This is a genomic window from Leptospira jelokensis, assembly GCF_004769635.1.
In the GTDB taxonomy this organism is placed as follows: domain Bacteria; phylum Spirochaetota; class Leptospiria; order Leptospirales; family Leptospiraceae; genus Leptospira_A; species Leptospira_A jelokensis.
This window is the reverse complement of sequence record NZ_RQGH01000008.1, coordinates 1-24,873: the sequence shown is the minus strand read 5'-3', so window position 1 is coordinate 24,873 and position 24,873 is coordinate 1. Positions and strand designations below refer to the sequence as shown.

General features: G+C 37.2%; 29 protein-coding genes. 18 read left to right on the top strand and 11 right to left on the bottom strand.

Annotation, left to right across the window (positions count from 1 at the left end; genetic code table 11):
• Nucleotides 1-5: 5 nt before the first annotated feature.
• Entirely contained in the window at nucleotides 6-356 is a 351-nt protein-coding gene (locus tag EHQ62_RS02500; RefSeq protein WP_135640683.1) for a VOC family protein, read from the bottom strand.
• 139 nt (nucleotides 357-495) lie between these two features.
• Between EHQ62_RS02500 and EHQ62_RS02495 the strand changes: the two genes are divergently transcribed.
• Nucleotides 496-960, top strand: coding sequence for a DUF3347 domain-containing protein (locus EHQ62_RS02495; RefSeq protein ID WP_135640682.1), 465 nt, complete (start codon nucleotides 496-498; stop codon nucleotides 958-960).
• A gap of 3 nt (nucleotides 961-963) precedes the next feature.
• Entirely contained in the window at nucleotides 964-1,884 is a 921-nt protein-coding gene (locus EHQ62_RS02490; RefSeq protein WP_135640681.1) for a hypothetical protein, read from the top strand.
• Nucleotides 1,885-1,912: 28 nt separating this feature from the next.
• On the opposite strand, the gene EHQ62_RS02485 is transcribed toward EHQ62_RS02490, so the two are convergent.
• The gene (locus EHQ62_RS02485; RefSeq protein ID WP_135640680.1) at nucleotides 1,913-3,136 is read right to left on the bottom strand and encodes an MFS transporter; all 1,224 of its coding nucleotides are present in this window, start codon (nucleotides 3,134-3,136) and stop codon (nucleotides 1,913-1,915) included.
• An 87-nt stretch (nucleotides 3,137-3,223) separates the two neighbouring features.
• Here EHQ62_RS02485 and EHQ62_RS02480 point away from each other — a divergent pair, with 87 nt between their 5' ends.
• Complete coding sequence (locus EHQ62_RS02480) at nucleotides 3,224-4,003, top strand: SDR family NAD(P)-dependent oxidoreductase (protein ID WP_135640679.1); 780 nt, start codon at nucleotides 3,224-3,226, stop codon at nucleotides 4,001-4,003.
• A 1-nt stretch (nucleotide 4,004) separates the two neighbouring features.
• Nucleotides 4,005-5,201 carry a pyridoxal phosphate-dependent aminotransferase gene (locus EHQ62_RS02475; protein WP_135640678.1) on the top strand — a complete coding sequence of 399 codons (1,197 nt, stop codon included), beginning with the start codon at nucleotides 4,005-4,007 and terminating at the stop codon, nucleotides 5,199-5,201.
• Here the strand turns inward: EHQ62_RS02475 and EHQ62_RS02470 are convergent.
• Nucleotides 5,183-6,151, bottom strand: a complete 969-nt coding sequence (locus tag EHQ62_RS02470; RefSeq protein WP_135640677.1) for a patatin-like phospholipase family protein — start codon at nucleotides 6,149-6,151, stop codon at nucleotides 5,183-5,185. The two genes, EHQ62_RS02475 and EHQ62_RS02470, sit on opposite strands and share 19 nt — an antisense overlap.
• On the bottom strand, nucleotides 6,127-6,411 hold the full coding sequence (locus tag EHQ62_RS02465) for an LIC_11321 family protein (protein ID WP_208720603.1): 285 nt from the start codon (nucleotides 6,409-6,411) through the stop codon (nucleotides 6,127-6,129). The genes EHQ62_RS02470 and EHQ62_RS02465 overlap by 25 nt, the downstream gene beginning before the upstream one ends.
• Nucleotides 6,412-6,579: 168 nt before the next feature.
• Here EHQ62_RS02465 and EHQ62_RS02460 point away from each other — a divergent pair, with 168 nt between their 5' ends.
• Both EHQ62_RS02460 and EHQ62_RS02455 read left to right on the top strand, forming a co-directional pair.
• On the top strand, nucleotides 6,580-7,536 hold the full coding sequence (locus tag EHQ62_RS02460) for a YjgN family protein (protein WP_208720602.1): 957 nt from the start codon (nucleotides 6,580-6,582) through the stop codon (nucleotides 7,534-7,536).
• A 3-nt stretch (nucleotides 7,537-7,539) separates the two neighbouring features.
• Nucleotides 7,540-8,736, top strand: a complete 1,197-nt coding sequence (locus tag EHQ62_RS02455; RefSeq protein WP_135640674.1) for a M48 family metallopeptidase — start codon at nucleotides 7,540-7,542, stop codon at nucleotides 8,734-8,736.
• On the opposite strand, the gene EHQ62_RS02450 is transcribed toward EHQ62_RS02455, so the two are convergent.
• Nucleotides 8,694-9,614, bottom strand: coding sequence for a GDP-mannose 4,6-dehydratase (locus tag EHQ62_RS02450; protein WP_135640673.1), 921 nt, complete (start codon nucleotides 9,612-9,614; stop codon nucleotides 8,694-8,696). The genes EHQ62_RS02455 and EHQ62_RS02450 overlap by 43 nt on opposite strands.
• An 86-nt stretch (nucleotides 9,615-9,700) precedes the next feature.
• Between EHQ62_RS02450 and EHQ62_RS02445 the strand changes: the two genes are divergently transcribed.
• The 4 genes from EHQ62_RS02445 to EHQ62_RS02430 are packed head-to-tail and all read left to right on the top strand — an operon-like array spanning nucleotide 9,701 to nucleotide 14,029.
• Entirely contained in the window at nucleotides 9,701-10,714 is a 1,014-nt protein-coding gene (locus EHQ62_RS02445; protein WP_135640672.1) for an LIC_10202 family protein, read from the top strand.
• Between the two features lies 1 nt (nucleotide 10,715).
• On the top strand, nucleotides 10,716-11,786 hold the full coding sequence (locus tag EHQ62_RS02440; protein WP_135640671.1) for a glycosyltransferase: 1,071 nt from the start codon (nucleotides 10,716-10,718) through the stop codon (nucleotides 11,784-11,786).
• Nucleotides 11,783-12,838: a glycosyltransferase family 4 protein gene (locus EHQ62_RS02435; RefSeq protein WP_135640670.1), complete on the top strand. Its 1,056-nt coding sequence runs from the start codon at nucleotides 11,783-11,785 to the stop codon at nucleotides 12,836-12,838. Before EHQ62_RS02440 ends, EHQ62_RS02435 begins: the two co-directional genes overlap by 4 nt.
• A gap of 3 nt (nucleotides 12,839-12,841) precedes the next feature.
• Nucleotides 12,842-14,029: a glycosyltransferase family 4 protein gene (locus EHQ62_RS02430; protein ID WP_135640669.1), complete on the top strand. Its 1,188-nt coding sequence runs from the start codon at nucleotides 12,842-12,844 to the stop codon at nucleotides 14,027-14,029.
• Here EHQ62_RS02430 and EHQ62_RS02425 read toward each other — a convergent pair.
• Genes EHQ62_RS02425 through EHQ62_RS02415 form a run of 3 tightly spaced genes read right to left on the bottom strand, consistent with a single transcriptional unit; the run spans nucleotide 14,010 to nucleotide 16,763 of the window.
• Nucleotides 14,010-14,822 (bottom strand): inositol monophosphatase family protein, encoded by an 813-nt coding sequence (locus EHQ62_RS02425; RefSeq protein WP_135640668.1) that lies wholly within the window; start codon nucleotides 14,820-14,822, stop codon nucleotides 14,010-14,012. The two genes, EHQ62_RS02430 and EHQ62_RS02425, sit on opposite strands and share 20 nt — an antisense overlap.
• Nucleotides 14,822-15,691 carry a DUF4870 domain-containing protein gene (locus EHQ62_RS02420; RefSeq protein ID WP_135640667.1) on the bottom strand — a complete coding sequence of 290 codons (870 nt, stop codon included), beginning with the start codon at nucleotides 15,689-15,691 and terminating at the stop codon, nucleotides 14,822-14,824. Before EHQ62_RS02420 ends, EHQ62_RS02425 begins: the two co-directional genes overlap by 1 nt.
• A 1-nt stretch (nucleotide 15,692) precedes the next feature.
• Complete coding sequence (locus EHQ62_RS02415) at nucleotides 15,693-16,763, bottom strand: toxic anion resistance protein (RefSeq protein WP_015676460.1); 1,071 nt, start codon at nucleotides 16,761-16,763, stop codon at nucleotides 15,693-15,695.
• Nucleotides 16,764-16,952: 189 nt separating this feature from the next.
• Between EHQ62_RS02415 and EHQ62_RS02410 the strand changes: the two genes are divergently transcribed.
• The 4 genes from EHQ62_RS02410 to EHQ62_RS02395 are packed head-to-tail and all read left to right on the top strand — an operon-like array spanning nucleotide 16,953 to nucleotide 20,043.
• On the top strand, nucleotides 16,953-17,570 hold the full coding sequence (locus EHQ62_RS02410) for a tyrosine-type recombinase/integrase (protein ID WP_135640666.1): 618 nt from the start codon (nucleotides 16,953-16,955) through the stop codon (nucleotides 17,568-17,570).
• A 55-nt stretch (nucleotides 17,571-17,625) separates the two neighbouring features.
• Nucleotides 17,626-17,964, top strand: a complete 339-nt coding sequence (locus EHQ62_RS02405) for an STAS domain-containing protein (RefSeq protein WP_012390191.1) — start codon at nucleotides 17,626-17,628, stop codon at nucleotides 17,962-17,964.
• 7 nt (nucleotides 17,965-17,971) lie between these two features.
• Nucleotides 17,972-19,405 carry an ArnT family glycosyltransferase gene (locus EHQ62_RS02400; RefSeq protein WP_135640665.1) on the top strand — a complete coding sequence of 478 codons (1,434 nt, stop codon included), beginning with the start codon at nucleotides 17,972-17,974 and terminating at the stop codon, nucleotides 19,403-19,405.
• Nucleotides 19,402-20,043 (top strand): SGNH/GDSL hydrolase family protein, encoded by a 642-nt coding sequence (locus tag EHQ62_RS02395; RefSeq protein WP_244241604.1) that lies wholly within the window; start codon nucleotides 19,402-19,404, stop codon nucleotides 20,041-20,043. Before EHQ62_RS02400 ends, EHQ62_RS02395 begins: the two co-directional genes overlap by 4 nt.
• On the opposite strand, the gene EHQ62_RS02390 is transcribed toward EHQ62_RS02395, so the two are convergent.
• Both EHQ62_RS02390 and EHQ62_RS02385 read right to left on the bottom strand, forming a co-directional pair.
• Nucleotides 20,032-20,823: a type III pantothenate kinase gene (locus tag EHQ62_RS02390; RefSeq protein ID WP_135633070.1), complete on the bottom strand. Its 792-nt coding sequence runs from the start codon at nucleotides 20,821-20,823 to the stop codon at nucleotides 20,032-20,034. The genes EHQ62_RS02395 and EHQ62_RS02390 overlap by 12 nt on opposite strands.
• Nucleotides 20,824-21,579 (bottom strand): biotin--[acetyl-CoA-carboxylase] ligase, encoded by a 756-nt coding sequence (locus EHQ62_RS02385; RefSeq protein ID WP_135640664.1) that lies wholly within the window; start codon nucleotides 21,577-21,579, stop codon nucleotides 20,824-20,826.
• Nucleotides 21,580-21,641: 62 nt separating this feature from the next.
• Here EHQ62_RS02385 and EHQ62_RS02380 point away from each other — a divergent pair, with 62 nt between their 5' ends.
• Nucleotides 21,642-22,457 carry an SDR family NAD(P)-dependent oxidoreductase gene (locus EHQ62_RS02380; RefSeq protein WP_135640663.1) on the top strand — a complete coding sequence of 272 codons (816 nt, stop codon included), beginning with the start codon at nucleotides 21,642-21,644 and terminating at the stop codon, nucleotides 22,455-22,457.
• 12 nt (nucleotides 22,458-22,469) lie between these two features.
• On the top strand, nucleotides 22,470-23,357 hold the full coding sequence (gene metF / locus EHQ62_RS02375) for a methylenetetrahydrofolate reductase [NAD(P)H] (RefSeq protein ID WP_135640662.1): 888 nt from the start codon (nucleotides 22,470-22,472) through the stop codon (nucleotides 23,355-23,357).
• On the opposite strand, the gene EHQ62_RS02370 is transcribed toward metF, so the two are convergent.
• Nucleotides 23,322-23,819, bottom strand: a complete 498-nt coding sequence (locus EHQ62_RS02370) for an MORN repeat-containing protein (RefSeq protein WP_135640661.1) — start codon at nucleotides 23,817-23,819, stop codon at nucleotides 23,322-23,324. The two genes, metF and EHQ62_RS02370, sit on opposite strands and share 36 nt — an antisense overlap.
• 77 nt (nucleotides 23,820-23,896) lie before the next feature.
• Here EHQ62_RS02370 and EHQ62_RS02365 point away from each other — a divergent pair, with 77 nt between their 5' ends.
• Nucleotides 23,897-24,262, top strand: coding sequence for a response regulator (locus EHQ62_RS02365; protein ID WP_135640660.1), 366 nt, complete (start codon nucleotides 23,897-23,899; stop codon nucleotides 24,260-24,262).
• Nucleotides 24,259-24,861, top strand: a complete 603-nt coding sequence (locus EHQ62_RS02360) for a chemotaxis protein CheX (protein ID WP_135640659.1) — start codon at nucleotides 24,259-24,261, stop codon at nucleotides 24,859-24,861. The genes EHQ62_RS02365 and EHQ62_RS02360 overlap by 4 nt, the downstream gene beginning before the upstream one ends.
• Nucleotides 24,862-24,873 lie beyond the last annotated feature (12 nt).

Below are 24,873 nucleotides of genomic sequence, written 5' to 3'. Positions count from 1 at the left end.
AGGATTTAGTTGGAGTAAAAAATCTCGATAAGATTTTGACTTGGGTCAGCAAAGGTAAGAATTTCCCCAGAATCAGTTCCTTCTGGTCCTTTGATGATTTTTACGTTTTTTTCTTCCAATTCGCTGATGGCTTCTGTGAAATCATCCACATCCATCACAAAACTTAAGATCGGAAGCGATCGATCTGCTACCTCTGCCTTTACCAATCGAATTCGGAATGCATCGAGAGAAAGAATTGCCTCAGTAGCCTTCTTTGTCTCCAATTCGAAGTCAAAAATGTCCCGGTAAAAATCGATAGAGGTGTCGAGTTGGGAGACGGGGATACTGACGTGGCCAATGCCTTCTACAATGATCATAATGGAATTACACCTTCGTGAACTTTTCTGTCATCATGCTTGAAAAACCGGCTTTGTCGAGAAAAAAGCAATTTCCTTCCAACAAACTCGGCTGTAAAATTTGAATTCCATTTCCGAGTAAGGTAAAAAAAATCAAATTATGAAAGTATTTCGGATTTCACTCCTCGTTTTCGCCTTTTTTGCCATTTCTTGTAAGGAAGTCGTGGTTCCGTTTGACGCAAATCATGAAAAAATGGTGGATTCACTCTTGATAAAGAACCAAGCCATCTTGGAAGTTTTTTTAAACGAAAACCCAAAACCAGATTGGAAAGATTTTTCAAACGCTGTGCAATCACTTATGACAAGTAACCACCCAAAACTAAAATCCTGGGGGGAAGCGATCAATGTTCAAATCCCAACCTCTGAAACGGATTTAGATACAAGTTACGAAAAAATTTCCAAAATCCAAGAAATATTGATTCAAATAAAAGCCGAAGTACCAAACCAATCGAAGTACAACCGATTTTACTGTCCAATGGTCGATAAATCATGGTTAATGACTGGAAAAGAAGTAAAAAATCCATACGCTCCCGAAATGAGAGATTGTGGAGAGTTGATGCAATAATTCATGCCAAAATGTTTTTTAGGAACTTCACTTTATGAAGCCTGCCCTCCAAGTTGCAGGCATTCATTCGCTAAACAAGATGTAGACGAAGATTGTATTGCGAAAAGTAAACTGGAAGCATTTTTAGAAGACAAAGTTACATTTAAAATAGGATTCTCCGCTTTTTCACAAATCCCTGCTAAAAATTTAGAAAAGTTCCTTTGGTACGGAAAAGACAACTTAGAACTCATCACTTACTTTTTGTACATTGGTGAACCAACTCTTGTTAGAGAAATAATAGAATCATTTTCCAATCATACATTGAGTTATTTATTCAAAGTTGATTTCGAAAACTATATGAACCTTCGCGATTCCATCAAACGCGAAAAATCAATCAAACACATGTTTGATATTCGAAGTTTCAAATATTGGACCTTTGTTAGTTATTTACGAATCTGTGACTTAATCCAATATTTTGTGCGGTATTTAAAAGAACCAGAATATGCATGTCAGTTTTTAATCATTTTGCCATCGGAAGTGGTTTCCAATTTAAACAAATACACTGGCCTTGATTTTGATGAAGAAAAATCCCTTTATACTGCACTTGGCGATTCCATTTATGAACTTCCTTTGCAATCTCCCAAAATCTACGACCATATGATGCAATTATTCGCAGAAGATCCGGAAGTATCGATCATTTTATCGACGATGGAAGAACTGGTCCGCCGTCAAAATTTAATTTTAGAAACAAGTGCCAAATTACAATCCTACATCTCTGGCCATCGTATTGATAAATACTTTCAATTTATTTTTTCTGAATTGAGTGGAATCGAAATTGGTACTGCAGAAGAAATTTTGAACCAACTTCTAGAAAAAAAGATGATCACAAATTCCCAAAAACATATGATCATCGATTTTCTTGAAACGGGAAAATTAGAATTATAGTATAATCTAACTTATGCTAGTTCTTGGTTCAACCAGCTATTTTGATCTTTTTGGCTAAATAGATACTAAACAATAAACTAAAAACAGAAATCATTCCTACCAATTCATAATTTTCAAAAACTTTTTCTGAGTTTTGGACGACAATCAAACCTGCTACATAGGATGCAGCCCCGGAAGCAATTTGTTGGATTGCCGAATTGACTGACATAAAACTCCCTCGAATCCGAGGTTCCACGGCAGAAGTTACCATGGCAAAGGCAGGCACCATACGACCTGATACAAAAATCATAAACACTGTCGTGATCGCTAAGACCACAGGTAAGGATGTTTTTGTCATCGTTACGACCATGATCACCGGTAATATAGCAATGAGGGTAATGATTTGGTAAATGAAAAACTTTCCAAATCGATCTGCTAATTTTCCAATATACCGACTTGTAAAAAAAGTAGCAAGGCCACCAAAAAAATAGATATAAGGAATTTGTTTGATGGTTAAACCCACGTTAGAAACTAAAAATGGACTTAAAAAAGGTATCACTGTAAATCCACCAAACATCAGAAACACCATAAACAAAAAGGGAGCAAAATGAGATTTTTTGAATAGGACTTCAAATAATGATTTCAGTTGTGACTGCTTTACCCTCACATCTGAATCAAGATGGTATCTTATGGAAGGCAACAAATGATACGCAAAAGGCAAAATTAAAAAACCAGCAATTCCCAATGACAAAAAAGGAAAATGCCATCCAAATCGATCAGCTAACTCGAGTCCAAAAGGAACTCCCACAACCGAAGCGACAGAAAAGGATCCCATGACCACACCGGTTGCCGTTCCCCTTCGGAAAACAGGGATGATGTCACCAATAATGGAAAGGACAGTAGCACCAATCATCCCACCAAATCCACCTGCAATGATACGAGCGATGAGTAAAAAAAGATAAGTGTCTGCAAAGGCGCATAAAAACGTTCCAAAGGAAAATCCGAAAAACAAAACAAGTAAACTCAACTTGCGATCGAAGGAATCTAAAAACAGAGCTCCTAAAAGTCCAAAGACACCCGCACTGATCGAATAGGATGATACCAACAAACCAAAGGCAGCCGCATCAATTTTGAAACTTTCCATAAAAACGGGCCCAAGTGGCATCATGATAACAAAATCCAAAACATGTAAAAACTGGAGACTTGCTAGGATGAAGATAATGGCTCTTTCTTTTTGAATGGTATGGAGTGGGTGTGTAAGCGGTTGGTCCATAATACGATCATTGACCAGGTGGTCAAAAATGCCAAAACAATTTAATTAAGAATTGCCAAGTTTTCGAAATCGAAATAAATTTCCCTAATGAAATACGTATTAATTACTGGTGCATCAACTGGACTTGGAAAAGATTTTGCAATTTCTCTGGCAAAAATGGGTTATTCTCCCGTACTTGTGGCGAGAAACATTGACCGACTCAAAAGTTTGGCTTCCGAGATTAAACTCAAATTCGGATTAGATTCCTTTGTCATCGCGGAAGATTTATCAAAGCAAGGTGCTGCAGAAAAAATATACAAAGCTGTTAAAAAATTAAAACTTCCGATTAACATACTCGTGAACAATGCCGGGTATGGATTGAATGGAGAGTTTCATAAAAATTCTTTTGATGAAGAATCAAAAATGATCCAAGTGAATGTAACCACCTTAACTGAGTTATGCCATCTATTTTTGCAGGACATGGTGTCGCGAAAAGAAGGTTATATTTTAAATGTTGCATCCACTGCTGCATTTCAACCTGGGCCATTCATGACAAATTATTATGCAACCAAAGCATACGTTCTTTCGTTAAGCGAAGGATTAGCGGAAGAAGTCAAAGATTATGGAATCACCGTCTCTTGCCTTTGTCCAGGTCCAACCAAAACGGAATTTTTTGAAAGAGCAAAGATGTCAGGAAGTAAACTTGTCAAATCATCCTTTTTGGCAATGGACTCTCAAGAAGTTGTCGACATTGGATTAAATGCGCTTTTTGCAAAACGTGTTGTGAAAATCCCAGGGTTCATTAATTTTATTTTAGCCGAATCGGTACGTTTCACACCAAGATTCCTGATTCGTAAAATTGCAAAATTCCTTAACAAAGTTGGATGATTTGACAAAAGAAAACAGTTCTTTTATTTCAAACCGATTGCAATCGTTAGGTGATCTGGAATCTGAGAATGAAATATCACTGACCAAAACAAGGTTGATCCAATCAGGACAAAAAATTCTGGATCTAACAAACTCCAATCCCACACAAGTGGGTTTGGAGTTCCCTACTTCTGTTTTATCTCATATTTTATCCAATCTGAATGTTAGTGTTTATGATCCCATCCCTGAGGGATTGGAGCTAACGCGCGGAGAAATTGCCTCTGAATATAGAAAACGTGGGATCATTGCAGAAACGAACCAACTCCACCTAACAGCTAGCACATCTGAAGCCTATTCCTATTTATTCAAACTTCTAACCAATCCAGGAGATGAGGTATTAACACCGAACCCTGGTTACCCACTTTTCCATTTTCTTTTAGGATTCGAAAATCTAAAAGAAGTCCATTATGACCTAAAAACCGATCCTTTGACTGGCCAATGGGTCTATGATGCAGAGACAATCGCAAGTTCCATCAGTACCAAAACAAAGGCCATCATCCTTGTCAGTCCCGCAAACCCTACGGGTTCCAAAACCACAGAAACATTTTGGGAGGAGTGGGATTCTTTTGGAATCAACCTACCAATCATCATTGATGAAGTCTTTGAACCCTATGATTTTTCTGGAAATCCACACCACTTGCCTCAATTTCCCAAATACCCTGTTTTTGTATGCAATGGATTTTCCAAACTTCTGGCTTTGCCCCAAACAAAATTGGCTTGGATTTTGAACCTTTCCCCTGAACCATACTTTGCCCAAATGCAGAAACACTTAAGTTTTCTAGCAGATACCTATTTATCCGTAAATTCTTTCATCCAATTGGCGGCAAAAGAACTTTTACCCTGGAAAACGATGATCCAAAATCGAATCCGAACAAGAGTTATGCGAAACAGGGCACTTTGTTTTGAATTTGTTACCCAATCAACTGCTGTTAAAAAGATTCCAGAAACGGAAGCGGGTTGGTATTATCTCTTGGAATTGGAAACCGAACAAAAAGATGAATCCATTGTTTTAGACATTCTCACGTCAACTGGTGTTTTTGTCCAACCAGGATCTTGGTATGGATTTTCGCATAACAAGTGCATCCTGGTGATTAGTTTGATCACAGAAGAAGAAACACTAGAGAAAGGATTAAATTTACTTCAAACCTTTCTCAAATAATTGATGATTTCTGTTTTTTTTGCTAAGGCGTCAGCTTTTCCCATTTCATAGGTATCTCTCACCCCTTTCGGATTTGTATAATCAAAGGAAGTGATGGGAAGAGGTTTGGAAGGTGTGATGAGAAACGTTCGTGCCAGTAAATCTGGGTCTTTTCCTACGATGGTATTGGGTTCGTAATGGATGCCTATGATTTTTGCATGAGGAGAAAAAGTTTCAATCATCATATTATTGGTAAGTCCACCATCTAAATAGTATTCGTTTCCAACGGACTGGAAGTCAACGATGGGAGGAATGGAAGAAGAATTCATGATGAACTGCTCGATGGTTTCTGGATTCGCAAAATCTTTTTCTGTAAAATCCACATCCTCCATATTCCATTTTTTGATGATCTCCGCCGTACGATTGGCAGGGATTCCTTCTGACCTATCCCTATCATCTAATAAAAATGCCCTACCTGTTTCCGAAATCAACCGAGCCAATCGAAATTTGTTTTTTAAAGAGTCCTCTTTCGGGTGGGCTTTCACAGAATGGATCCAAATTTTTGCTCCAGATTCTAAAACACGATCGAAACGCATTCCAAACCGAATGGTACGCCTGTACATGTCTTCGTGAGGAAAGGTTGATTCCCCCCTTAGTAAATTGGAAAAATGAAAGTTACGTGAATTCCGTTTGGTGATTTCTTCAAAGTATTCAACAGATTCTTCTTCCGTTTGGGAAAGGATACAAAGTGCCATGGCAGCCCCTGCAGAGACACCTGACAATTCTGTAAAACGAACTCCCCACTCACGTAAGGTTTTCCCTACACCCAAAGCATAAAACGCCTTACACCCTCCACCTGCAATGGCAAGTGATGCATCATAGGAAGGAAATATCTTTACTAGTGTTTGTAATACTTGTTCACGGACGCCCATAAAATCGGCAAATTCTAATCCCCTTCCCAACGAAAGCATAGTGTATTGTTTTCTCCCAGAAATCTGTCAAAATACAAACTCGCACGACAATCTTCTTCCGTAGCCAGAAAGAAGTCATACCCTCCCGCAGGGTATTTGATTTTACAACAACCTTTTTTGTCCTTCCGGTCTGGCGGTTGCCGAACTGACTTATCTTGTCCTTTCAAATCACCGAGTGTAGGTGGCAATTCTTGGCGAGGGTCAGAAAAAACTCCTGTTACTGTTACGAAACTTAGGAGAATCATTATGAGTGTTCGCATACTGTACATGTAGACGCTACGAAAGAAGGACAAGTTCGGTGGCTCCCAAAAAAAAGTGAATTGTGTTCAACCGTATAAAGTGTATTTCTAATGGATAGGAAATATTTTTCTTTACCCTTTTCTATCATACTATATAATCTGCACACTAATCATCCTTTGGGGAAATCAATGAGCAACACAAGACTACAATACCACGCCACGGGCGGACAACTCTTCATCCTCTTTTTGAAGAATATGTTTCTTACAGTAGTGACACTAGGGATCTACAGCTTTTGGGCAAGAACCAACATTCAAAAGTTTATGGCAGAAAATTTAGAATGGGCTGGAGAACGTTTTTCGTTTCATGGAACAGGAAAAGAAAGATTCATCGGGTTTTTGAAAGCAGTTGGAATTTTCATCGTACTCTTCATCGGTATGATCATTGTCCAATGGATCTTAAGTTTCATTCCGATTCCCTATCTCTCACAGATTGTGGGCCTCTTACTCTATATCGCAGTGATTTTGGCTTTAGTGCCGATCATCATCGTTGGTGGACGAAAGTACTTAACTTCACGCACTGGCTACCGAAACTTACGTTTTGGTTTTGATGGTAAAATCATTGAAGTAGCAAAAATCTATGGAAAAGGAATCCTTCTTACCATCGTTACCTTAGGGATTTATTACCCATGGTTTTTCGCTGAAAAAGAAGCTTACTTACAAAGCAAAACTCGTTATGGAAATACAAACTTTGGATTTTCAGCAGAAGGTAAGGAAATTTTCTTTTTATACTTAAAAGGATTCCTTCTTAGCATTGTAACTTTGGGAATTTATTATCCTTGGTTCCTTGCAGACGTGCAAAACTACATCTGGAATCGGACTAGTTTCCAAGGGAAAAAATTCCGATCTGACATTACTGGTGGCAAAATTTTTGTGAATTTTCTGATCGCTTATTTGATCATTCTCTTCACTTTGGGTATTGGATTTGCTTGGGCCGTAGTTCGATTGACAAAACTTTTCATCGAATCTGTGAGTTTAGAAGCAGAAGTTGATTTTTCAACGATTTCTGCCCAACCGGATACCAAAGCAAATGCAACAGCGGAAGGACTGGAAGCACTTGCAGAAACTTTAGAAGCCTTCCTATCGTAAACATTGTTCCAAAACCAAACATTTACATCACGGTATTTCAATGGTGTATCGGCGGTCCCTGAAGACGGGACCGTTCTTGTCCACGGACAAACCATTCAATTTTCGTCGGCCGATACCAATCACAAAATCAGTTTATCCCAATTTACCGAATTCATTAGGACGCATAACGGATGTAAATTGGTCTTACTACCTGACGAGATCAAAGAAAGCCCGATTTTAGAAATCTTTTGTACAAAAGATGAATCAAAATTATTAGAAAAAATCTGGATCCAAAACAAAAAGTCGCAAAGCCATTCGAGTGCTTTTTTTTATTCCATCCGGGAAATGAATCCCATCGTCCTTGGACTTTTATCCCTAATCGTTGTTTCTATCATTGGATTTTTTTACTTCAAAGGATTGGAAGTTGTTACGAATTTCATTCCTCTCTCAATGGACAAATCCTTGGGTGATTCTGTCCAAGTTAAGATGGAAACAGGGTTTGATGCCTGTGATTCCAAAGCCACTGATCGTTTTTTTTCAGAAGCATTAAAACAAATTGTACCCAAAGATAGCAAACACCAATTCAATGTTTCTGTCATAGGTTCTGCTGTTCCAAATGCCTTTGCTTTATCCAATGGCAAAATTTATTTTTTCTCTGGATTGCTAAACGAAGCAAAATCACAAGAGGAAGTTTTGGGAGTTTTGGCGCACGAAATTGCCCATATCGAAAAAAGACATCATATGCGTAATCTTGTCAAAGCAGGGGGTACATCACTTGCGATCAGTTTGGTGATAGGACCTGGTCTTGGCAATATGGAGTTTTTGGAAACATTCACCGAAATTGGTTCTACAATTTTGGTTTTAAAATTTTCAAGAGACTTTGAGACGGAAGCGGACATCACTTCACTTGACTACCTAAAATCAAAAAATATTTCCACGGATGGTTTACTCAGCTTTTTCAAACGTATGGAAGAAATGGAAAATGGAGAAAACGAATCAGAAGGCACTGAAGATGTTGTCAGTGCAAAGGATGAATCGTCAACCGCGAGAAAAATCACTGATTTTTTGAATACCCACCCTGCCACAAAAGAAAGGATGAAAACTTTAGAATCTTTGATTCAAAAAGGGAAAAAAGGAACCATCAAAAAAATTGTCTCTGATACAACTTGGAAAGAAGTTCAATCAACTTGTTTGGATCTCAAAAAATCCGACTCTAAATGATCATAAATTTCTTTTAATGTTTCGCTTAAGCTGTGTTTGTTTTTCCAACCTAAAGATTTCAGTTTCGTATTGTTTCCGTACACTCTAGAAGTTTCGGAAACTCGAACACGACTTTCATCGACAACAAAACGGATGTCTTCACCTGAAAAGTTTACAAGTGTTTCGACCATGGAACGGATACTTCGTTCTTCACCCGAACAAATATTATAAATTTCACCAGACTCACCTTTTTCAATTAAAGTGAGATATCCATCTACGATGTCTTTGACATGTGAAAAATCTCGGGTTGGTTGTAAATCTCCCACTGAAATTTCTTTTTTTCCAGCATACTTCGCTTCGATGATCTGTGTACAAAAATTGGGGATCACAAATTCTTTTCTTTGTCCAATGCCAATGTGATTGAAAGGTCGCGCGATCACAACTGATACATATGAACTGTATTTTGCATACTGACGGCAATAGGATTCCGCTGCCAATTTACTACCTGCATATGGATTGACTGGATTTGGTAATAATGTTTCTTCTAGAGGGAGTACATCCATGTTTTGTTTTCCATAAACATCTGCAGAAGATACGTACAACATCTTACAAGGTTTTTGCAATCGATGTAAGGTTTCTAAAAGATTTAAGGTTCCACCAACATTAATGCCTTCGGTTTCCCATGGATTTTCAATGGCACTCGGAACAAAGGCCTGCGCAGCCAAATGGATCAAAATATCAGGTTGGACTTCTTTTAATTGCTTGGAAACGGTTTCTAGGTCGCGAATGTCACCTTGGAAACTATGGATTTCGTGATTCCCTTGGGATTCGAGTGCGGGGAGGAGATAACTTCCCACAAATCCGCTGGCTCCGGTGACTAAAGTTTGTTTTTTTTTCATAGAAAAGGGAAATTTCTGATCTGACCCTAAGATTTAGTTGCCATTCTCCCAATTTTTCAAATCCTCTCAACAAAAGAAAGAAAACTGTGGAAGACAAAAAGAATTTCAATCCCTCCCCCTTTGTCGCAATCCGTGACCCACAGATCAATGTACAAGAAATTGTCCAAAATTTGGAATCCAAGATTCCCCTTGATCCCAACAAACAACGGGAATGGTCCGACCTGACCAAAATCAGTTATAAACCTGAATCCCCTTTGGGATTTCGTAAATTTGATCCTGCAGGCACAGCCCATCTGTTTGAAAAAGGGATTGCTAGTCCTAAATTTTCGAATCCCAAATTTTGGTACATCAGAGGGCCACTGAAGTACATCATCAATCGATTGGTTTCTCTCTATGGACAAATCGACAAAAAACTTTCTGAAAACCGCATCCGAGCCTTTTTCTCCGTATTACACGAACTTGTGCGTCTTGGAAAGAGAATGGAACAGATGGAAAGAAGGTTTGATGGTTTTTACAGAGATCATTTGTTACATTCTGACGGGAATCATTCGCCTAATTTTAGTTGGGCGACTTCATCATACTTTGTAGATGCAGGAATGAATCCCATTTGGAATTTGGCAATTGAGGATTTAAAAAATAGAAAACAAGTTTTTGTTTTGTTCCCGGAATGGGGAGAAATTTTAAAAGAATTTACCATTTCAAAAATCCCATTTCGTTCAGTGACAACAAACAACCTCCAATATAATTTTATCAAAAGTAATATCACACAAAATATCACATATACTGAATCCCAATTCCCTATTTCAAATCAGAACCTCGACAGTGGAGATGTTCTTGTTTACTTAGCTCTCAATAAATTTCCGTCTTATGCTTTGGAACGGTTGTTTGCAGAAATTTCTTCTCTATTACATAAAGGAAGTCATCTATATTTTTCGATTTCCATCGTACCTGAGAAATCAAATCGACCTTTCCGCGATCTCCAAGTAACGGAAATTAATTTAAATTTACTACCTAGTTATTTAGAAACATTGGGTTTTTCCTCACCAAGAGACTTATCTATTTCAGAAGAAACCAAAGTTTTCCGTTATACAAAACTCTAAAATGAATGTCTTTCAACATCTAGATGAATTAAAAGATTCTGATGGTGTCGGCAATGATGCGATTGGACTCGCTGACGTTTTTCGGTCGTTAGGTTATAAAACACATTTCATCACAAGGATTCCAAGAAAAGGAAAACCATTACAAAGTACATTCCATTTAGTTGGAAATTTTCATGAAAAAACAAATGCAAATGATATCCACATTTTACATTATGGTGGAGCTGGATACCCTTATACCCTTTTCCAAAACTTACCTGGAATCAAAATTTTAAGATTCCATAATATCACACCTGCAAAATTTTACAAAGATACGACAACGGAAGATATTTTCCATGCGATGGAAAAATTTGAATCACTATCTTATTTGGAATTGGCTAGTTTGTCAATTTTTTGTGATTCAGTTTGGTGTGATTCCCAATTCAATTACGAAACGCTCAGTGGATATGACTTTCGCAATCCTTATGTGATTCCAATTTGTAAGTCCTATCAAAAATTTCCTAAAAAAGAAACTGATTCGCATAACAACCATTCCTTAGCATTCGTTGGACGATATTCTCCTCAAAAAAAATGGGAGGACTTAATTACTTTTTTTTCCTTTTGGGAAAAGGAATACCCAGATGCCAAATGTTATTGTATTGGATCCATCATCGGTGCATTTGATGGTTACTTTGAGCGACTAACAGATATTGTGCGAAAACTCCAATTAGAAAACAAAGTTCAATTTTTGATGGGTAAATCGGATTCAGAAGTTTTAACAATCATTCAAAACTCATCTGCTTTTGTTTCGATGAGCGAACACGAAGGATTTTGCCTTCCCATTCTGGAAGCTTTTGGTTGTGGGATCCCAGTTTTTGCATTTGCTGCGGGTGCCATCCCTGGGACCATGAAAGAAGGTGGAAAATTGTTTCATTCAAAAAACTACTCCTCACTGGTTCAAATGATCAAAAACAATTTGAGTGAAAAACATCATCGTGATCAAATGATAGGGTCCCAATACAAAGTATTGGATGATTATAATGATTTTCCTTTCAATAAGGTGATCTCTGGCATCTTACAAAGTGGTATCAAATGAACATTCACCAATTTTCAGCTGGTTTTCAATTAGGTGACGCCATTTCACAGGAAATGTTGGAAATCAAACGATTGCTTGCCAAAGAAAATTATGAAGGGAAAATTTTTGCGGAAAACGTATTATCAAGTGATCGCAAATTTGCAGAAAAGTTAACAAAAGCAAACATCAAACCAGAAGATGTCATTGTTTACCACCATTCAATCCATTCAAAAGTTTTGGATTTCCTCTTACAATTTCCAAACAAAAAAATCCTGATTTATCACAATGTAACTCCAGAATCTTTTTTTGAAGACTATGATCTAAGGTTTAGTTACCTACTCAGAAAAGGTAGAGAAGATTTGACTGTGATCAAAAATCATTTCCAACATTCGTTTGCAGTTTCTCAATTTAATTTGAATGAACTCATTCACTTAGGATTCAAACAATCTAGGGTATTCCCATTACACTTAAATTTTCAAAAATGGAATTTGAATTCGGAAGATATTAAATCCAAAACACATTCTAATCAAACTCCATCGTTTTTGTTTGTTGGCAGGATCGCACCGAATAAATGCCAAGACGATCTCATTCGTTTTGCTAGAACCTGGAAATCAAACTACGGTAAAAATTTTTCATTAAGAATGTTAGGTTTCTGTAATCCTGACCAACAATCTTATTTAGATGAACTCAATTTTATGATCACCCAACTCGATTTGCAAGAGGAAGTGAAAATCATTCCTTATGTAGATGAGTCTATGTTAAAAAAGATTTATTCGGAAAGTAATTTGTTTTTATCCATGAGCGAACACGAGGGATTTTGTGTACCACTCATGGAGGCGATGCATTTTCAATTGCCGGTAGTCGCTTATGCTGCGGGAGCCGTACCAGAAACATTGGGAGAGGCGGGAATACTATTCCAATCAAAAGATTTTGATCAATTGGCTAAGGAAATAGACAAAATCTTTCAAAAAAATGAATATAGGAATAAAGTTCTTTTCCAACAAAATCAAAGATTGAACTCTTATTTAAAATCAACGAGCATATTACCTTTGTTAGAGGTGATCAAAAGTTAAGATATGGCAAAAATTTTATTCATCACTCCTAGATTTTTGCAAAATGCATCGGGAGGTGCAGAAAAATTAGCCACTGATTATGTAAATATTTTAAAGGAAACCCATGATGTAACAGTTTGCACGAGTACTGCCAAAAACTATGTAAGTTGGAAAAATGAATTCAAACCAGGGCAAATAGAAGAAAATAATTTTAAAATCATACGATTTCCTGTTGAACAGTCGCGTAACATCAATAAGATGAATTCAATTTTGGATCGTTGTTTAAAGGCAGGTGATTCGGTTTCAATGAAGGACCAAATGTCTTTTCTCATCGAACAAGGCCCTTTTTGTCCTAAGTTAGTTGAATTTGTATCCAAACATCAGTTTGACTATGATTTGATTGTCCTTATTGGTTATTTGTATTATCCAGTGGTCTTAAGCATTCCATTATTAAAAGTTCCTTTTGTGATCGTTCCTACCTTTCACGATGAACCACCTTTTCGGTTGCCGATTTATCGACAAACGTATCTCAGCCATTATTTTTATAGTTTTAATGCACCTGAAGAGTTAGAAGTTTATGAATCCATTCACCGCCAAAAAGTGAACCGGTATTTTTTAATTGGAACATATTTGGATGATCCAAATTCAAAATTGGATACTTCTAACTTTGAAAGCGACGAATCCGAAATGTCCTTCCAACTACTTACCATCGGTAGAATAGAACCAGCGAAAGGATATCCAACTTTATTCGAATATTTCCAACAATGGAAACAATTAAATCATCGAACAGATGTTACCTTAAAATGTTTGGGCTCTGTATTTTCAATGGACATCTCAAAAGAAAAAGAGATTCTTTTTTCAGGGTTTGTTTCGGAAGAAAAAAAAGTTTTGGAAATCCAAAACTCATACTTATTATTGAATCCATCTGCTTATGAAAGTTTTTCCATTTCTATCATGGAGTCTTGGCTACAAGAAAAACCTGTGCTTGTGAACGGAATGTCTTCCGTGATGAAAGGACATTGCATTCGCAGCCAAGGTGGTTTGTATTATTCGGATTCGATCTCTTTTCAGAGGATGTTAGAGTATCTTTTGGAAAACAAAACCATCGCCAAAAGAATGGGAAAAAATGGAAGGAAGTATGTTCTTTCCAACTTTTCTAAGGATATCATTAAATCCAAACTCAATCAGATGGTTAATACACTACTCGGTTGATTTGGCCTTCAAATTCCGCTAATAGGTATTCATGAACATGACCATTACTTGCCAGTAAACTCGGAATCATAATTGAAAAATCATTTCCATCCATGGAAGTCAACTTACCGTTTGCTTCCATAACGATGAGTCCAGCAGCCGCCATGTCCCATGGTTTTAATCCTAATTCATAGTATCCTTCGAATTTTCCTTCAGCTAACCAACATAAGTCGAGAGTAGCTGCTCCCGTACGACGAATGCCTCTTGATTTTTGCAAAATTGATTTATAATATTGCATCAATGTATCCAAAGACAAATTCCGATCGTAAGGAAATCCTGTGACAAACAATGAATCTTTCATCGACTTTGTTTGCGAAACTTGGATTTGTTTTTTTTCACGGAAGGCACCTTGGCCTTTGACCGCATGGTAATACGTATTAAGTTCTGGAAAAAAAACCATTCCGATGACAGGAGACATCGTCTCAGTCTCCACAACACCGACAGAGATCCCGTACAAAGGCAATCCATGAGTATAGTTAGTTGTACCATCTAATGGGTCGATCACCCAGGTATATCCAGATGATCCTTCAATGGGATCACGTTCTTCTGAAAGAATTCCATCCAAAGGAAAGTTTTTTTGGATTTCCTCTAGAATCATTGATTCCGCTTTTAAATCTGCTTCTGTGACTAAGTTGTATAAACTTTTTTCATCAACTTTTAAGTTGGATTCCTTGTGTTTTTCCACAAGGAAGTTCGCAACATTCGGTAAAAAATTTAAAAAATGATAAGATCTATCATGTAATTCAGAAAGCATCAATACCCACCAAATTCGATGTTTTTTTTCATCGCGGTGATCTCAACATCTAAATTTAGGGTTTCGTCTGCTTTGAGTTTATTTCTGACTTGTTCTGTTGTTTTGATGACTTCGCTTAACAAAGAATTGAGTTCCGTTTTTCTTTTTTCAGAATCAGGTGAACTTACGGTTTGGCTTACGCGAATGTATTGGCTGAGAATTTTAGAAACGGTTTCTGGAAAGTAATTGAGAAACTGTTTTGCTTTTCGATATGAGAGTGGATCCTCAGCAAGTTTAACACGTAAATCTGATAAAGAATGAAGGTATTCGTTACACAATCCTTGCAAGGTAACATCCGTTAACAATTTTGCATCTTTTTCAGTGGACAACCGAAACTCATCCAGTTTTTCCATTTGGGTTTTGTATTCGGAAAATTCTACTTTGTCTTCAAATTTCTTTTTTAACTCATTCCAATTTTCTTTTGTTTTGCTGTTAGAAAAGAGGAGTGGAAAAAAACTAAATGGATAATGGTGTGGTTTTCCAATGGTTGTGCGGTAAATGGCGATTCCTAAAAAAATCACATGTAAAAATGCCATAAACACATAGGAAAATACAAGTAATACCCGATCGTCCCCAAACTTCGTTCCAAATCCAAAATACCCCAGAGACAATAAAGCTTGTAAGTACATTGCTTCTAATGACTGTTTGGCGGAGTAAGATGATTTTGTCCGTGATAACCACATCACAAAAGGATAAATCATGGCTCCAAGTGATGAAATATAAAACGGAAAAGGCAATAGTGCCATAGGGTATGTGAGTAAGGTGGAAATATGGGCGCGCCTCGCCCATTTTTTCTCTTCTTGATTTTGTTCTGATTGAATTTCTGTCATTCTATTTGGATTCCAATAGTTTTTGTTTGATATCCGATTCGATTTTAATCATCTCTTGTTCAGCCAACTTACGTTTTTGACGGCCATCTTCTTGGATTTTCAAGGTTTCTGTGATTGTTTCGATCAATTGTTGGTTCACATTTTTTAAGGTTTCAATTTCGATGATCCCTTTTTCGGATTCTTTTGCGATTTCAACCGTTCCTGATTTTAACATCTCTGCATTTTTCTGGATGAGGTCGTTCGTGGTTTTAGAAACTTGTTTTTGTGCTTCCAGTGCTTTCCTTTGGCGCATCAATCCAAGGGCGATGACAATTTGATTTTTCCAAAGTGGGATCGTATTCAAAATCGAACTTTGGATTTTTTCAACCAAAACTTGGTTTCCACTTTGGATCAAACGGATTTGTGGACCAGTTTGTAAGGACAAAATACGTGTGAGTTTTAGGTCATGGATTTTTTTCTCAAAACGATCTACCATTTGCACCATGTCTTGGTATTGTTGGGATGCAAGAGTATCACCTTGCGCTTTTGCCTTTTCCAACATCTCCGGTAAAATTTTATCCCGAAGTTCCTGGATCTTTTTGTCACCGGCTGCAATGAAAATTTGAATTTCTTTGAAATATTCTAAATTTTTCTCGTATAACGCCTGCAATAATGTGATATCCTTCGTCAAGTTGGTTCTGGCTGAATGAAGTTCATCAACAATTTTTCCAATTTGTGATTCCAAGTCTTCGAACTTGGCTAAAAACTTTCGAGATGCATCAAATAACCCACCAATCAATGGAATTTTAGAAAGTGTGTTCCCTTCTCCAGCGAAACTATCCATATCTAAGTCTTTAATTTTGAATAGCAGTTGGTTTAACAATTCACCTGCGTATCCTGAATCTTTTGTTTTGATTTCGGATAAAACTTTGTCCGCAAAATCGGAAACTTTTGCTTGGGCAGAAGATCCATAGGAAACGATGTCGTTGGGATTATTGAGTTTAATTTGTCCGGTCAATTCCTCAACTTTTTGAATGTCTTCCTTTGTCAGTTGTAGTTCCGGGTCATTTGATTTTAGTTCCAGAGAGTCCATGCGTTTTGATCCTTTATTGTTTCTCCCAAAGATAGAATCGTTTTTAGAATATGAATCAAGCAGAAAAATACTTTGTGCAGAAACACGAACTTGGAAATTTATTTCTCCAAAAATCCGATCCAAAACTACGGTTTGGTGACAATTTCTTTGTAAGGATTGTTATACTTTGATACATTCCCCGAGAAAAATATGCTAAATACGAATTTGAATTTACCAACCTTCCTCCCTCCGATTCTCACCGTAGACGTATTGAATTTAGGTAACCGGTTACTCGCCCAAACCGAAATCCGGAATCTACTAGAGAGACTTAGGAACAAAAATCACTTTCACTATTTAATCATTAAATTCTTAGTTTGCACTGGTTTGTCCTTACCCGAGCTCATCCATTTAAAAATCGCTGATTTTAATAAAGAAATGGATCGATTTTATATAACGAACGTTGGTCGTTTGAGAAAACGACATATCTTTTTGGATCCAAAATTTGCGGTGGAATTGTTTCGTTATGCCTGTGAGTTTTCACCTGGTGATTATCTATTCCCTGGCAGAGATGGGGAGTTACGAACCCGAACCATCCAAAAGATTCTGAAGACCGCAAGCCGAATCATCTCTCGCGAAATACACATCCCCTTTTTACGAGATGTGATTGCACTTGATTTATTCCAAAAAGGATTCCCACTCGGGGAAATCCAAGAATTTTTGGGCCACCGCACCCAACGTTCCACCCGCCATCGGATTATGTTGCATATGACAGAGAGAGACCATGGGGATCCACGACTTTTTACGAGAAACAGAAACCAAGCAGCGTAAAAATTTCTTGAACCTTTGGTGTTTTCAAAGATTCTAGTCACCAAGTAGGCTCGCTTTGGAAATAAAAACCAAAAAAATCGGAAAGCACACACTCGTTCACTTAAACGGTCGTTTGGATATCACTCATTCAGATGAGGTAGAAGCAAAATTAGCTGATGATGTGCAAAACGGAGATGGTGACATCATCATCAATTTAGAGCTCATATCCTATATCTCATCTTCTGGAATTCGTATCTTTGTTGGTATGGTGCGAGAGCTCGACAAACAAGGAAGAAAGCTCAAACTCTGCTGCATCACTCCTCCCGTAAAAAAGGTTTTTGATGTGGTAGAACTTTTGGATTTGTTTGAAGTTTTCGAAACGGAACAAGAAGCCGTTAATTCCCTTTCTAAGTAAGACAAACGTGGCGTATGCCTCGTTTTGCATCATTTCCCTCGTCTATTTTTTCCATGTTGGGATTAACTTAGGTGTTTTTCCCGTCATTTGGCCTGATGAAGTTCTCTTTTTTTCCCCCGCCCATTCGTTTTCCCAATCGGGAGAATTCAAAACCGAAGTTTTAAAAGGGCTCATCCCCGGGATGGAATCCAAAACCCTTTGGATGCCTCCAGTGTATTTGTTATTTTCTGGATTTTCTTTATCCGTTTTTCCAGATACATTCATTACCCCTCGCCTAGCAAATGTTTGCTTAGTTTACATCACATCGTTTGCATTTTATCGACTTCTGAAACGATTTTCAATTTCAGAAGTAGCTGCACAAATTGCTTTTGTAAGTATACTTTGGGAACCTCTTGTATTCCGCTTTGGTACTGTTGCTAGAATGGAAGCGCTTACAACATTTTGTTTTATTCTAAGTTTAATTTTTGCCACCAATTCAAAAAGAAACACATGGAACCCCTTTTTCTCTGGGTTACTTTTATCTTTCGCCGCTCTCTCTCATCCATTTGGTGCTTTTTTTGGTTTGGTAAGTTTGTTTCTTGTGTACCAAAATTTTGGTAGTCGTGGAATTGTTTTTTTTGTGTTAGGTGGCGTATTACCAGTTTTAGGTTGGATTTATTACATCCATCCAAATTGGGAATGGTTCCAAATCCAATTCGGAGCACAACTCACGCGAAAACAAAACCTGCTGAAAACATTTACTTGGGTAGATAAAATCAAAATATTTTCGTTTGGATTTGGTTTTTCTAAATTCCGTTTGGTTCTGATTTTGATTGAGTTATTGTCTTTAGGATATATTTCTTATCAACTTTACAAACGAAATCAAAGCCTTTCCAAAACATGGATTCTTTTTTGGTTATGGATTGGATCTGTTATATTTGCTTTATATTCTTCTTCGGAAGGTTGGTATGTTTTCCATATTATGTTTCCTTTGTCCTTTGGTATGGCTTTGTTAGCAGAAGAGAAGTCAATGCTAAACCGAATTCCGATCTTTGGAATCATACTTTCCTTTTCTGCAATACTCTACATATCCCATAATCATTGGTCAAAAACGGATTCGGATGAAATCCAAAATGCACATTTTCAAAATATATCAGCCAGTCTAGTTCATTCCAAAGCTGTGTACTTACAAAGTTTACCTGATCCCTATTTTTATCTGAAATCAAAACGTCCTGACTTAGATATTTTGGAATTCATACCTGGTGAGTTGGAAATCCCTTCAGAAACTTTTTTAAAAACAATCCATTCTCGAGATAGTTTTGTTTTTTACGATGAAACTCTCATCAATGAAGCAATCAAAGATTATCTAAAGTCAGGAAATTGGAATCGGATCGAATGGGAAATCCCTGTTCCCTCCAACCATTGGTTACACTACAAAACCATTGTTTATACAAAAAAATGAAACAAAACCTATTCTTAGCTTGTATTGTTGTCATTTTTTTAAGTTTCCCAAACTGTTATCATTCTGACAAACCTTCGGGCCAGTATTTGTCGATTTTAGGAGCAAATGTTATGACTCGCAAAATTACAATTGTTGGTGATTCACTTGCACAGTGGTCTGATGGATTTGGATTAAGAAGTCGATTGCCAGCTGAATTTAGCGTAACAGATGTTTCCGTTGCAGGTTATACAACGGAAGACTGGTTACAAAACAAAGATCAATTGAATCGAATCCCTACAGACCTTTGGATATTAGAACTTGGAACCAATGATGCAATGGCATATGGGACAAATGGATATGAATCAAGAACCCTTGACTTGATCAACTTTTTGCAATCCAATCAAATTTCCATTGTATACCTAACTCTCATTCCAAGAACTAATATGACTTCTATCAAAGAAACCATACGCGAAAACAATGAGACACTTCGAAAAATAAAATTACAAAAAGAAAAAGTAGATATTGTTGATATCGAATCGATTTTTGAGTCCTACCAAGGCGAGATTCCCTTATACCCTATTTCTGACCCGATCCACCCCAATCAAATTGGATATGATCTTATGGGGGAAACGTATCGAAAAAAAATTTTAGGAATTTAGATCAGCTAAGATTTTTAGCCCTTTTAATGTCATCATTGGATCAATTTCATCAAACACTTGGTTATGCGAAGCATGAATGGTTGTAACAAGTCCACCAGTCCCAACAACAACATAATCACCAGGGTGTTCTTCTTTGATAGCCCTTACGATTTCTTTTAGCAACCCAATCCAACCAAAGAAAAAACCAGCTTGGATTGACTCAACTGTCGATTCCCCTAATACACGTGATGGGGAACCAAAAACGATTGGTGGAAGTTGTGCTGTGTTCCTTGTAAGGGCATCCATCGAAATTTTTAGTCCAGGTGCGATCACACCACCAATGTATTCTGGTTTTTCGCTTATCACACAAAAGGTAGTTGCAGTTCCCAAATCCACTAAAATGGCTTTTTTACCTGGGTATGTTTTGGCACAGTATGCCGCATTCACCAAACGATCGGCACCTATTTCAAATGGTCGCGGGTAACTGATTCCAAAGTTTAAATTCATTTGGTAATGGACCCTCAACGGGTTTACATCAAACCAATCTTCCAACATCCTTTCTACGATGGGATTAAGTGAAGGAACAACACTTGAATAAATAGCTTTTTTAACACGATCAGCTTTTACATTTTCTTGTGTTAAAAATCCTTTTAAAAAAAGGCCAAGTTCGTCAGAAGTACGATCCCTTCGAGTAACAGTTCTTTTATGAAAATCAGGAGTTTCTTCGCCTTCACGAAAAACTCCAAACACTGTGTTTGTATTTCCAACATCGATGACAAGTAATAGTGGTGATTCTGACATTTATATTATCCGAAATTTTGGCGAAGTATCCATGAGTTCAATTTTTTGGCCAGTTTCCGTCATTATGAGAAGGAATCCTAATTCATCAATTCCCAAAACTCTTCCTCTCACCATTCTTTCTTCCCATTCTGTTTCGATGACTTTGTTCTTTAATAAAGAATGTTCTTCAATCCATACCAAATCTTTTAGTACTTGGCCTGGATCAAGTAGGGTGATGATCGCTTGGTTGATTTCTACTACCAATTGATTGGCAAATCGTTCCAACTCACCCTCAGAAAGAGAAGTATCAGATAAAAAACTTGCTTTGTCTTGTAATGGATCAGGAATCTGTTTTCCAAAAAAATTCAAACCAATGCCAATGACAACATCATACACACCATTGATGAATTCCGATTGGACAAGAATCCCTGCTACCTTTTTCTCATTTTTGTAAATATCGTTTGGCCATTTGATGGTCGTGTCATCAACTCTTTCTGGAAAAAAACGAAAGATTGTTTTGAGTAGTGCTGATGAAATAAAAATAGATACCAGCGGGAGTGAAATTTCAGCCGCTGATAATCGAATTTTTCCAGAAAAAATCAATGGGTCTTCACCTAACGATTGCCATACATTTGAACCTCGTCCTTTACCTGCAGTTTGTTCCTCTGCGATCACCCATGAACCAAAAGGAATCTCTGGATTGCGTATCCAATCGTTCGTTGAGTTCACCGTGGGAAGTCTATGCCCTAATTCTGGTTTTAAGAGTCGGTATTGCATTTCAGTCTATTTCCTATATGATTCGGATTGACGAAACTAAAAAAATTCAATAATGTATTTGTATGAAATTATCTGGAAATACGGTTTTAATCACTGGATGTGGAATGGGTATTGGTGCCTTAACCGCAGAACGTTTGGCAAAGGAAGGAAATGATATTATCGGTGTTGATATAAACCTTTCACATTTAAAAGAGATTCAAAACAAAGTGGAATCACTTGGAAAAAAGTTTTACGGATTTGCCTGTGACCTCTCCCAAGCAGAACAAATTACTTCCCTCATTAAAAAAATCAAAAAAAACAAACTCCAATTTCAAGTATTAATTAATAACGCAGGCATCGCTCCTAGTGGCCCCTATGAAGGAAAAAACTTTTCGGTTTGGGAAAAGGCACTTCAAATCAATGTACATGGACCAATGCAACTTATATATGAATCCTTACCGATATTAAGAGAACAAAAAGAAGCAAGCATTATCAATTTGGCAAGTATTGCCGGCAAATTTGGAACAGAAGGAACGGTAACATACTCTGCCACCAAACATGCAATGGTGGGATTTTCACAAGCTTTGAAAATGGAACTCTACGATACCCAAATCGGAGTTAGTTGGATTTGCCCTTCCATGGCAAAAACAAGGATGATAGACGGGGTCAAACCTTCCTTTTTTACCCCGGTCATCGAGCCTATCCAAGTCGCAGATGCAATTTGTAAGGCCATCCAAAAGAATCCTGGTGAGGTCCTAGTCCCGTCTTATTTACGGTCTACCATTGTGATCATGCCAGCGTTATTCCCTAAATTTTCCCTATGGCTTGCCGTGAAAACAAAAGCATCAAAAGGTTGGTTATTAGCAAACAAGGGACTTGAGAAAAATATTCCTGTTTAGAGGATAGGTTTTATGCACATTTCTCAGGTCCTCCAGAAAAAACAGACTACGATCAGCTTCGAATTTTTTCCTCCCAAAAACGAGGAAGCATCTGAGGATTTATTCCGCAACATCCAAGAATTATCTCAAATGAATCCAGCCTACGTCAGTGTTACGTATGGCGCTGGGGGCTCCACAAGGGATCTGACTCATGACTTGGTTGTGAAGTTACAGGAACAAACTGGACTAACAATTGTTAGTCATTTAACCTGTGTCGGTTCTACAAAAGAGGAAATCCGTGAGATTTTAAAACGATACGAAAAAAGTGGAATTCATAATATCATGGCACTCCGAGGGGATCCTCCCAAAGGGCAAACCGAGTTTCAAAAAACAGAAAATGGATTTGGGTTTGCAGGGGAACTAGTAGGATTTATCAAAAAGGAATTTCCAAATATGGGAATTGGTGTTGCAGGGTTCCCTGAAGGACATCCATCCACACCCAATCGTTTGAAAGAAATCGAATTTTTAAAATGGAAGGTTGACCAAGGTGCAGATTATATTTGTACCCAAATGTTTTTTGATAACAATTCATTTTATGATTATGTTGAACGCTGTGAAATTGCCGGGATTAAAGTGCCGATCATCGCAGGGATCATGCCCATCACTTCCAGAAAGGGAATGGCACGTATGGCAGAACTTTCTTTAGGAACCAACTTCCCCGCAAAACTTTTGAAATCTTTATCACGTGCCGAAGATGATTCTTATGCAGAAAATGTAGGAATCCACTGGGCTACGGAACAAGTTCGTGATTTGTTGGATCATAAAATTGCAGGAATCCATATGTATACCTTGAACAAATCAAAAGCTACTCGCAAAATTTATGAATCACTCGGGATTCGAAATTTCGATACGATTGTTTGATCCTTCTTTTGGTTTGATTCCTAAAAATTGGTTTTGGTTCCAATAACCCTCCAAAACCAAACTTCCTTTTGCATTGGTGATTTTCGCTTTGCCCACCAATCCATTTTGGTCCCAATATCCTTCTAAAAGGAATCCATCGGCAAAACGATATTTGCCATATCCTTCACGTTTCCCTTTAACATAATTGCCAATGAATTGATCGCCATTCGCATAACGGTAAATACCTGGGCCATCTTTGGATCCAAATTTGTATTCACCTTCAAATATGTCTCCATTTGCATAACGGTAAATTCCATTGCCATGTTTTGAATCCTCTAGAAATTCACCCTCAAACTGATCACCGTTATCATAATGGACCAGGTGTTTTCCATTCCGGCAATTTTCGCCTTCACAAATTTTTTGATTCGACTGACAAAAAACAAAGAGAGATAAACATAAAATGATCAGGTATTGAGAACGCATAGATGATTTCTAATTATTTTTTCGTCAACTGTGTATGCATACTGGTATAATTCAAGTTTGGAAATAAGGCAATCTATATGTCACAAAAAAAAGCCCTTGTTGTCGATGACAGCACCGTCACCAGATTGATGATTCGGAAAATTATCTCTGAAAAACACCCGAATTGGGAAATCTTGGAAGCCGATTCTGCGGACAAGGCTAACCTCATCCTCCCTGATCATCCAGACATCGATTTCTTTAGTTTGGATCAAAATATGCCTGGCACAATTTCAGGCCTTGATCTAGCTGAAAATTTAAAATCATCCTACCAAAATGCCAAAATAGTTCTGATCACTGCCAATATCCAGGATTCGATCAAAAATAAGGCCAAAAATCTAGGTATCGATTTCATTGAGAAACCAATCACTGCCGATAAAATCATTCCTGTTTTGGAAAACATATGAACCACCTTACAGAATTAGAACGAGATTCTTTATGTGAGTTGTTTAATATCAGTTTAGGTGGGGCCGCCAAATTGATGAGTGATATGATTGCAGATGAAATTTTATTAACAGTACCAACATTAAAACTCATTACAAGAGCTGAAGCTAGAAATTTTGAAAACCTATCACAACACGAAGTTTGCACTGTAGAACAAAAGTTTGTTGGTGATATTGGAAATGGATCAGCGTTTCTTTTATTTCATAAAAGTTCAAGTTTAGAAATTGTTAAGATGATGATGAAAGACTACGTGGCACTAAATGAAGTATCACAATTTGAAAAGGATGCTCTTGTTGAAATTGGCAATATCATTCTCAATGCAATTTTATCGAATTTAGCAAAAATGTCAAATTACCATATCGAAACAAATGTTCCTGAATTTTTCTCTGGAAAATATGAAGATTTACTTTTAAATCAAGATCAGAATGAGGATAATTCAATTTTATTAGTATTTATCGATTACCAATTAAAAGGAAAAGAAATTAAAGGTTATATTTTTTTCATCTTGAATTTTGATAGCATTAAAAATTTATCTAGAGTTCTCATTGATAAGTTAAAATAGTGAATGTTTTAA

What these genes read in the sequence shown, in the direction of transcription:
- EHQ62_RS02500 (WP_135640683.1), bottom strand. Translation starts at nt 356, where the DNA reads ATGATCATTGTAGAAGGCATTGGCCACGTCAGTATCCCCGTCTCCCAA.
- EHQ62_RS02495 (WP_135640682.1), top strand. Translation starts at nt 496, where the DNA reads ATGAAAGTATTTCGGATTTCACTCCTCGTTTTCGCCTTTTTTGCCATT.
- EHQ62_RS02490 (WP_135640681.1), top strand. Translation starts at nt 964, where the DNA reads ATGCCAAAATGTTTTTTAGGAACTTCACTTTATGAAGCCTGCCCTCCA.
- EHQ62_RS02485 (WP_135640680.1), bottom strand. Translation starts at nt 3,136, where the DNA reads ATGGACCAACCGCTTACACACCCACTCCATACCATTCAAAAAGAAAGA.
- EHQ62_RS02480 (WP_135640679.1), top strand. Translation starts at nt 3,224, where the DNA reads ATGAAATACGTATTAATTACTGGTGCATCAACTGGACTTGGAAAAGAT.
- EHQ62_RS02470 (WP_135640677.1), bottom strand. Translation starts at nt 6,151, where the DNA reads ATGCTTTCGTTGGGAAGGGGATTAGAATTTGCCGATTTTATGGGCGTC.
- EHQ62_RS02465 (WP_208720603.1), bottom strand. Translation starts at nt 6,411, where the DNA reads ATGCGAACACTCATAATGATTCTCCTAAGTTTCGTAACAGTAACAGGA.
- EHQ62_RS02460 (WP_208720602.1), top strand. Translation starts at nt 6,580, where the DNA reads ATGAGCAACACAAGACTACAATACCACGCCACGGGCGGACAACTCTTC.
- EHQ62_RS02450 (WP_135640673.1), bottom strand. Translation starts at nt 9,614, where the DNA reads ATGAAAAAAAAACAAACTTTAGTCACCGGAGCCAGCGGATTTGTGGGA.
- EHQ62_RS02440 (WP_135640671.1), top strand. Translation starts at nt 10,716, where the DNA reads ATGAATGTCTTTCAACATCTAGATGAATTAAAAGATTCTGATGGTGTC.
- EHQ62_RS02435 (WP_135640670.1), top strand. Translation starts at nt 11,783, where the DNA reads ATGAACATTCACCAATTTTCAGCTGGTTTTCAATTAGGTGACGCCATT.
- EHQ62_RS02430 (WP_135640669.1), top strand. Translation starts at nt 12,842, where the DNA reads ATGGCAAAAATTTTATTCATCACTCCTAGATTTTTGCAAAATGCATCG.
- EHQ62_RS02425 (WP_135640668.1), bottom strand. Translation starts at nt 14,822, where the DNA reads ATGCTTTCTGAATTACATGATAGATCTTATCATTTTTTAAATTTTTTA.
- EHQ62_RS02420 (WP_135640667.1), bottom strand. Translation starts at nt 15,691, where the DNA reads ATGACAGAAATTCAATCAGAACAAAATCAAGAAGAGAAAAAATGGGCG.
- EHQ62_RS02415 (WP_015676460.1), bottom strand. Translation starts at nt 16,763, where the DNA reads ATGGACTCTCTGGAACTAAAATCAAATGACCCGGAACTACAACTGACA.
- EHQ62_RS02410 (WP_135640666.1), top strand. Translation starts at nt 16,953, where the DNA reads ATGCTAAATACGAATTTGAATTTACCAACCTTCCTCCCTCCGATTCTC.
- EHQ62_RS02395 (WP_244241604.1), top strand. Translation starts at nt 19,402, where the DNA reads ATGAAACAAAACCTATTCTTAGCTTGTATTGTTGTCATTTTTTTAAGT.
- EHQ62_RS02390 (WP_135633070.1), bottom strand. Translation starts at nt 20,823, where the DNA reads ATGTCAGAATCACCACTATTACTTGTCATCGATGTTGGAAATACAAAC.
- EHQ62_RS02385 (WP_135640664.1), bottom strand. Translation starts at nt 21,579, where the DNA reads ATGCAATACCGACTCTTAAAACCAGAATTAGGGCATAGACTTCCCACG.
- EHQ62_RS02380 (WP_135640663.1), top strand. Translation starts at nt 21,642, where the DNA reads ATGAAATTATCTGGAAATACGGTTTTAATCACTGGATGTGGAATGGGT.
- metF (WP_135640662.1), top strand. Translation starts at nt 22,470, where the DNA reads ATGCACATTTCTCAGGTCCTCCAGAAAAAACAGACTACGATCAGCTTC.
- EHQ62_RS02370 (WP_135640661.1), bottom strand. Translation starts at nt 23,819, where the DNA reads ATGCGTTCTCAATACCTGATCATTTTATGTTTATCTCTCTTTGTTTTT.
- EHQ62_RS02365 (WP_135640660.1), top strand. Translation starts at nt 23,897, where the DNA reads ATGTCACAAAAAAAAGCCCTTGTTGTCGATGACAGCACCGTCACCAGA.
- EHQ62_RS02360 (WP_135640659.1), top strand. Translation starts at nt 24,259, where the DNA reads ATGAACCACCTTACAGAATTAGAACGAGATTCTTTATGTGAGTTGTTT.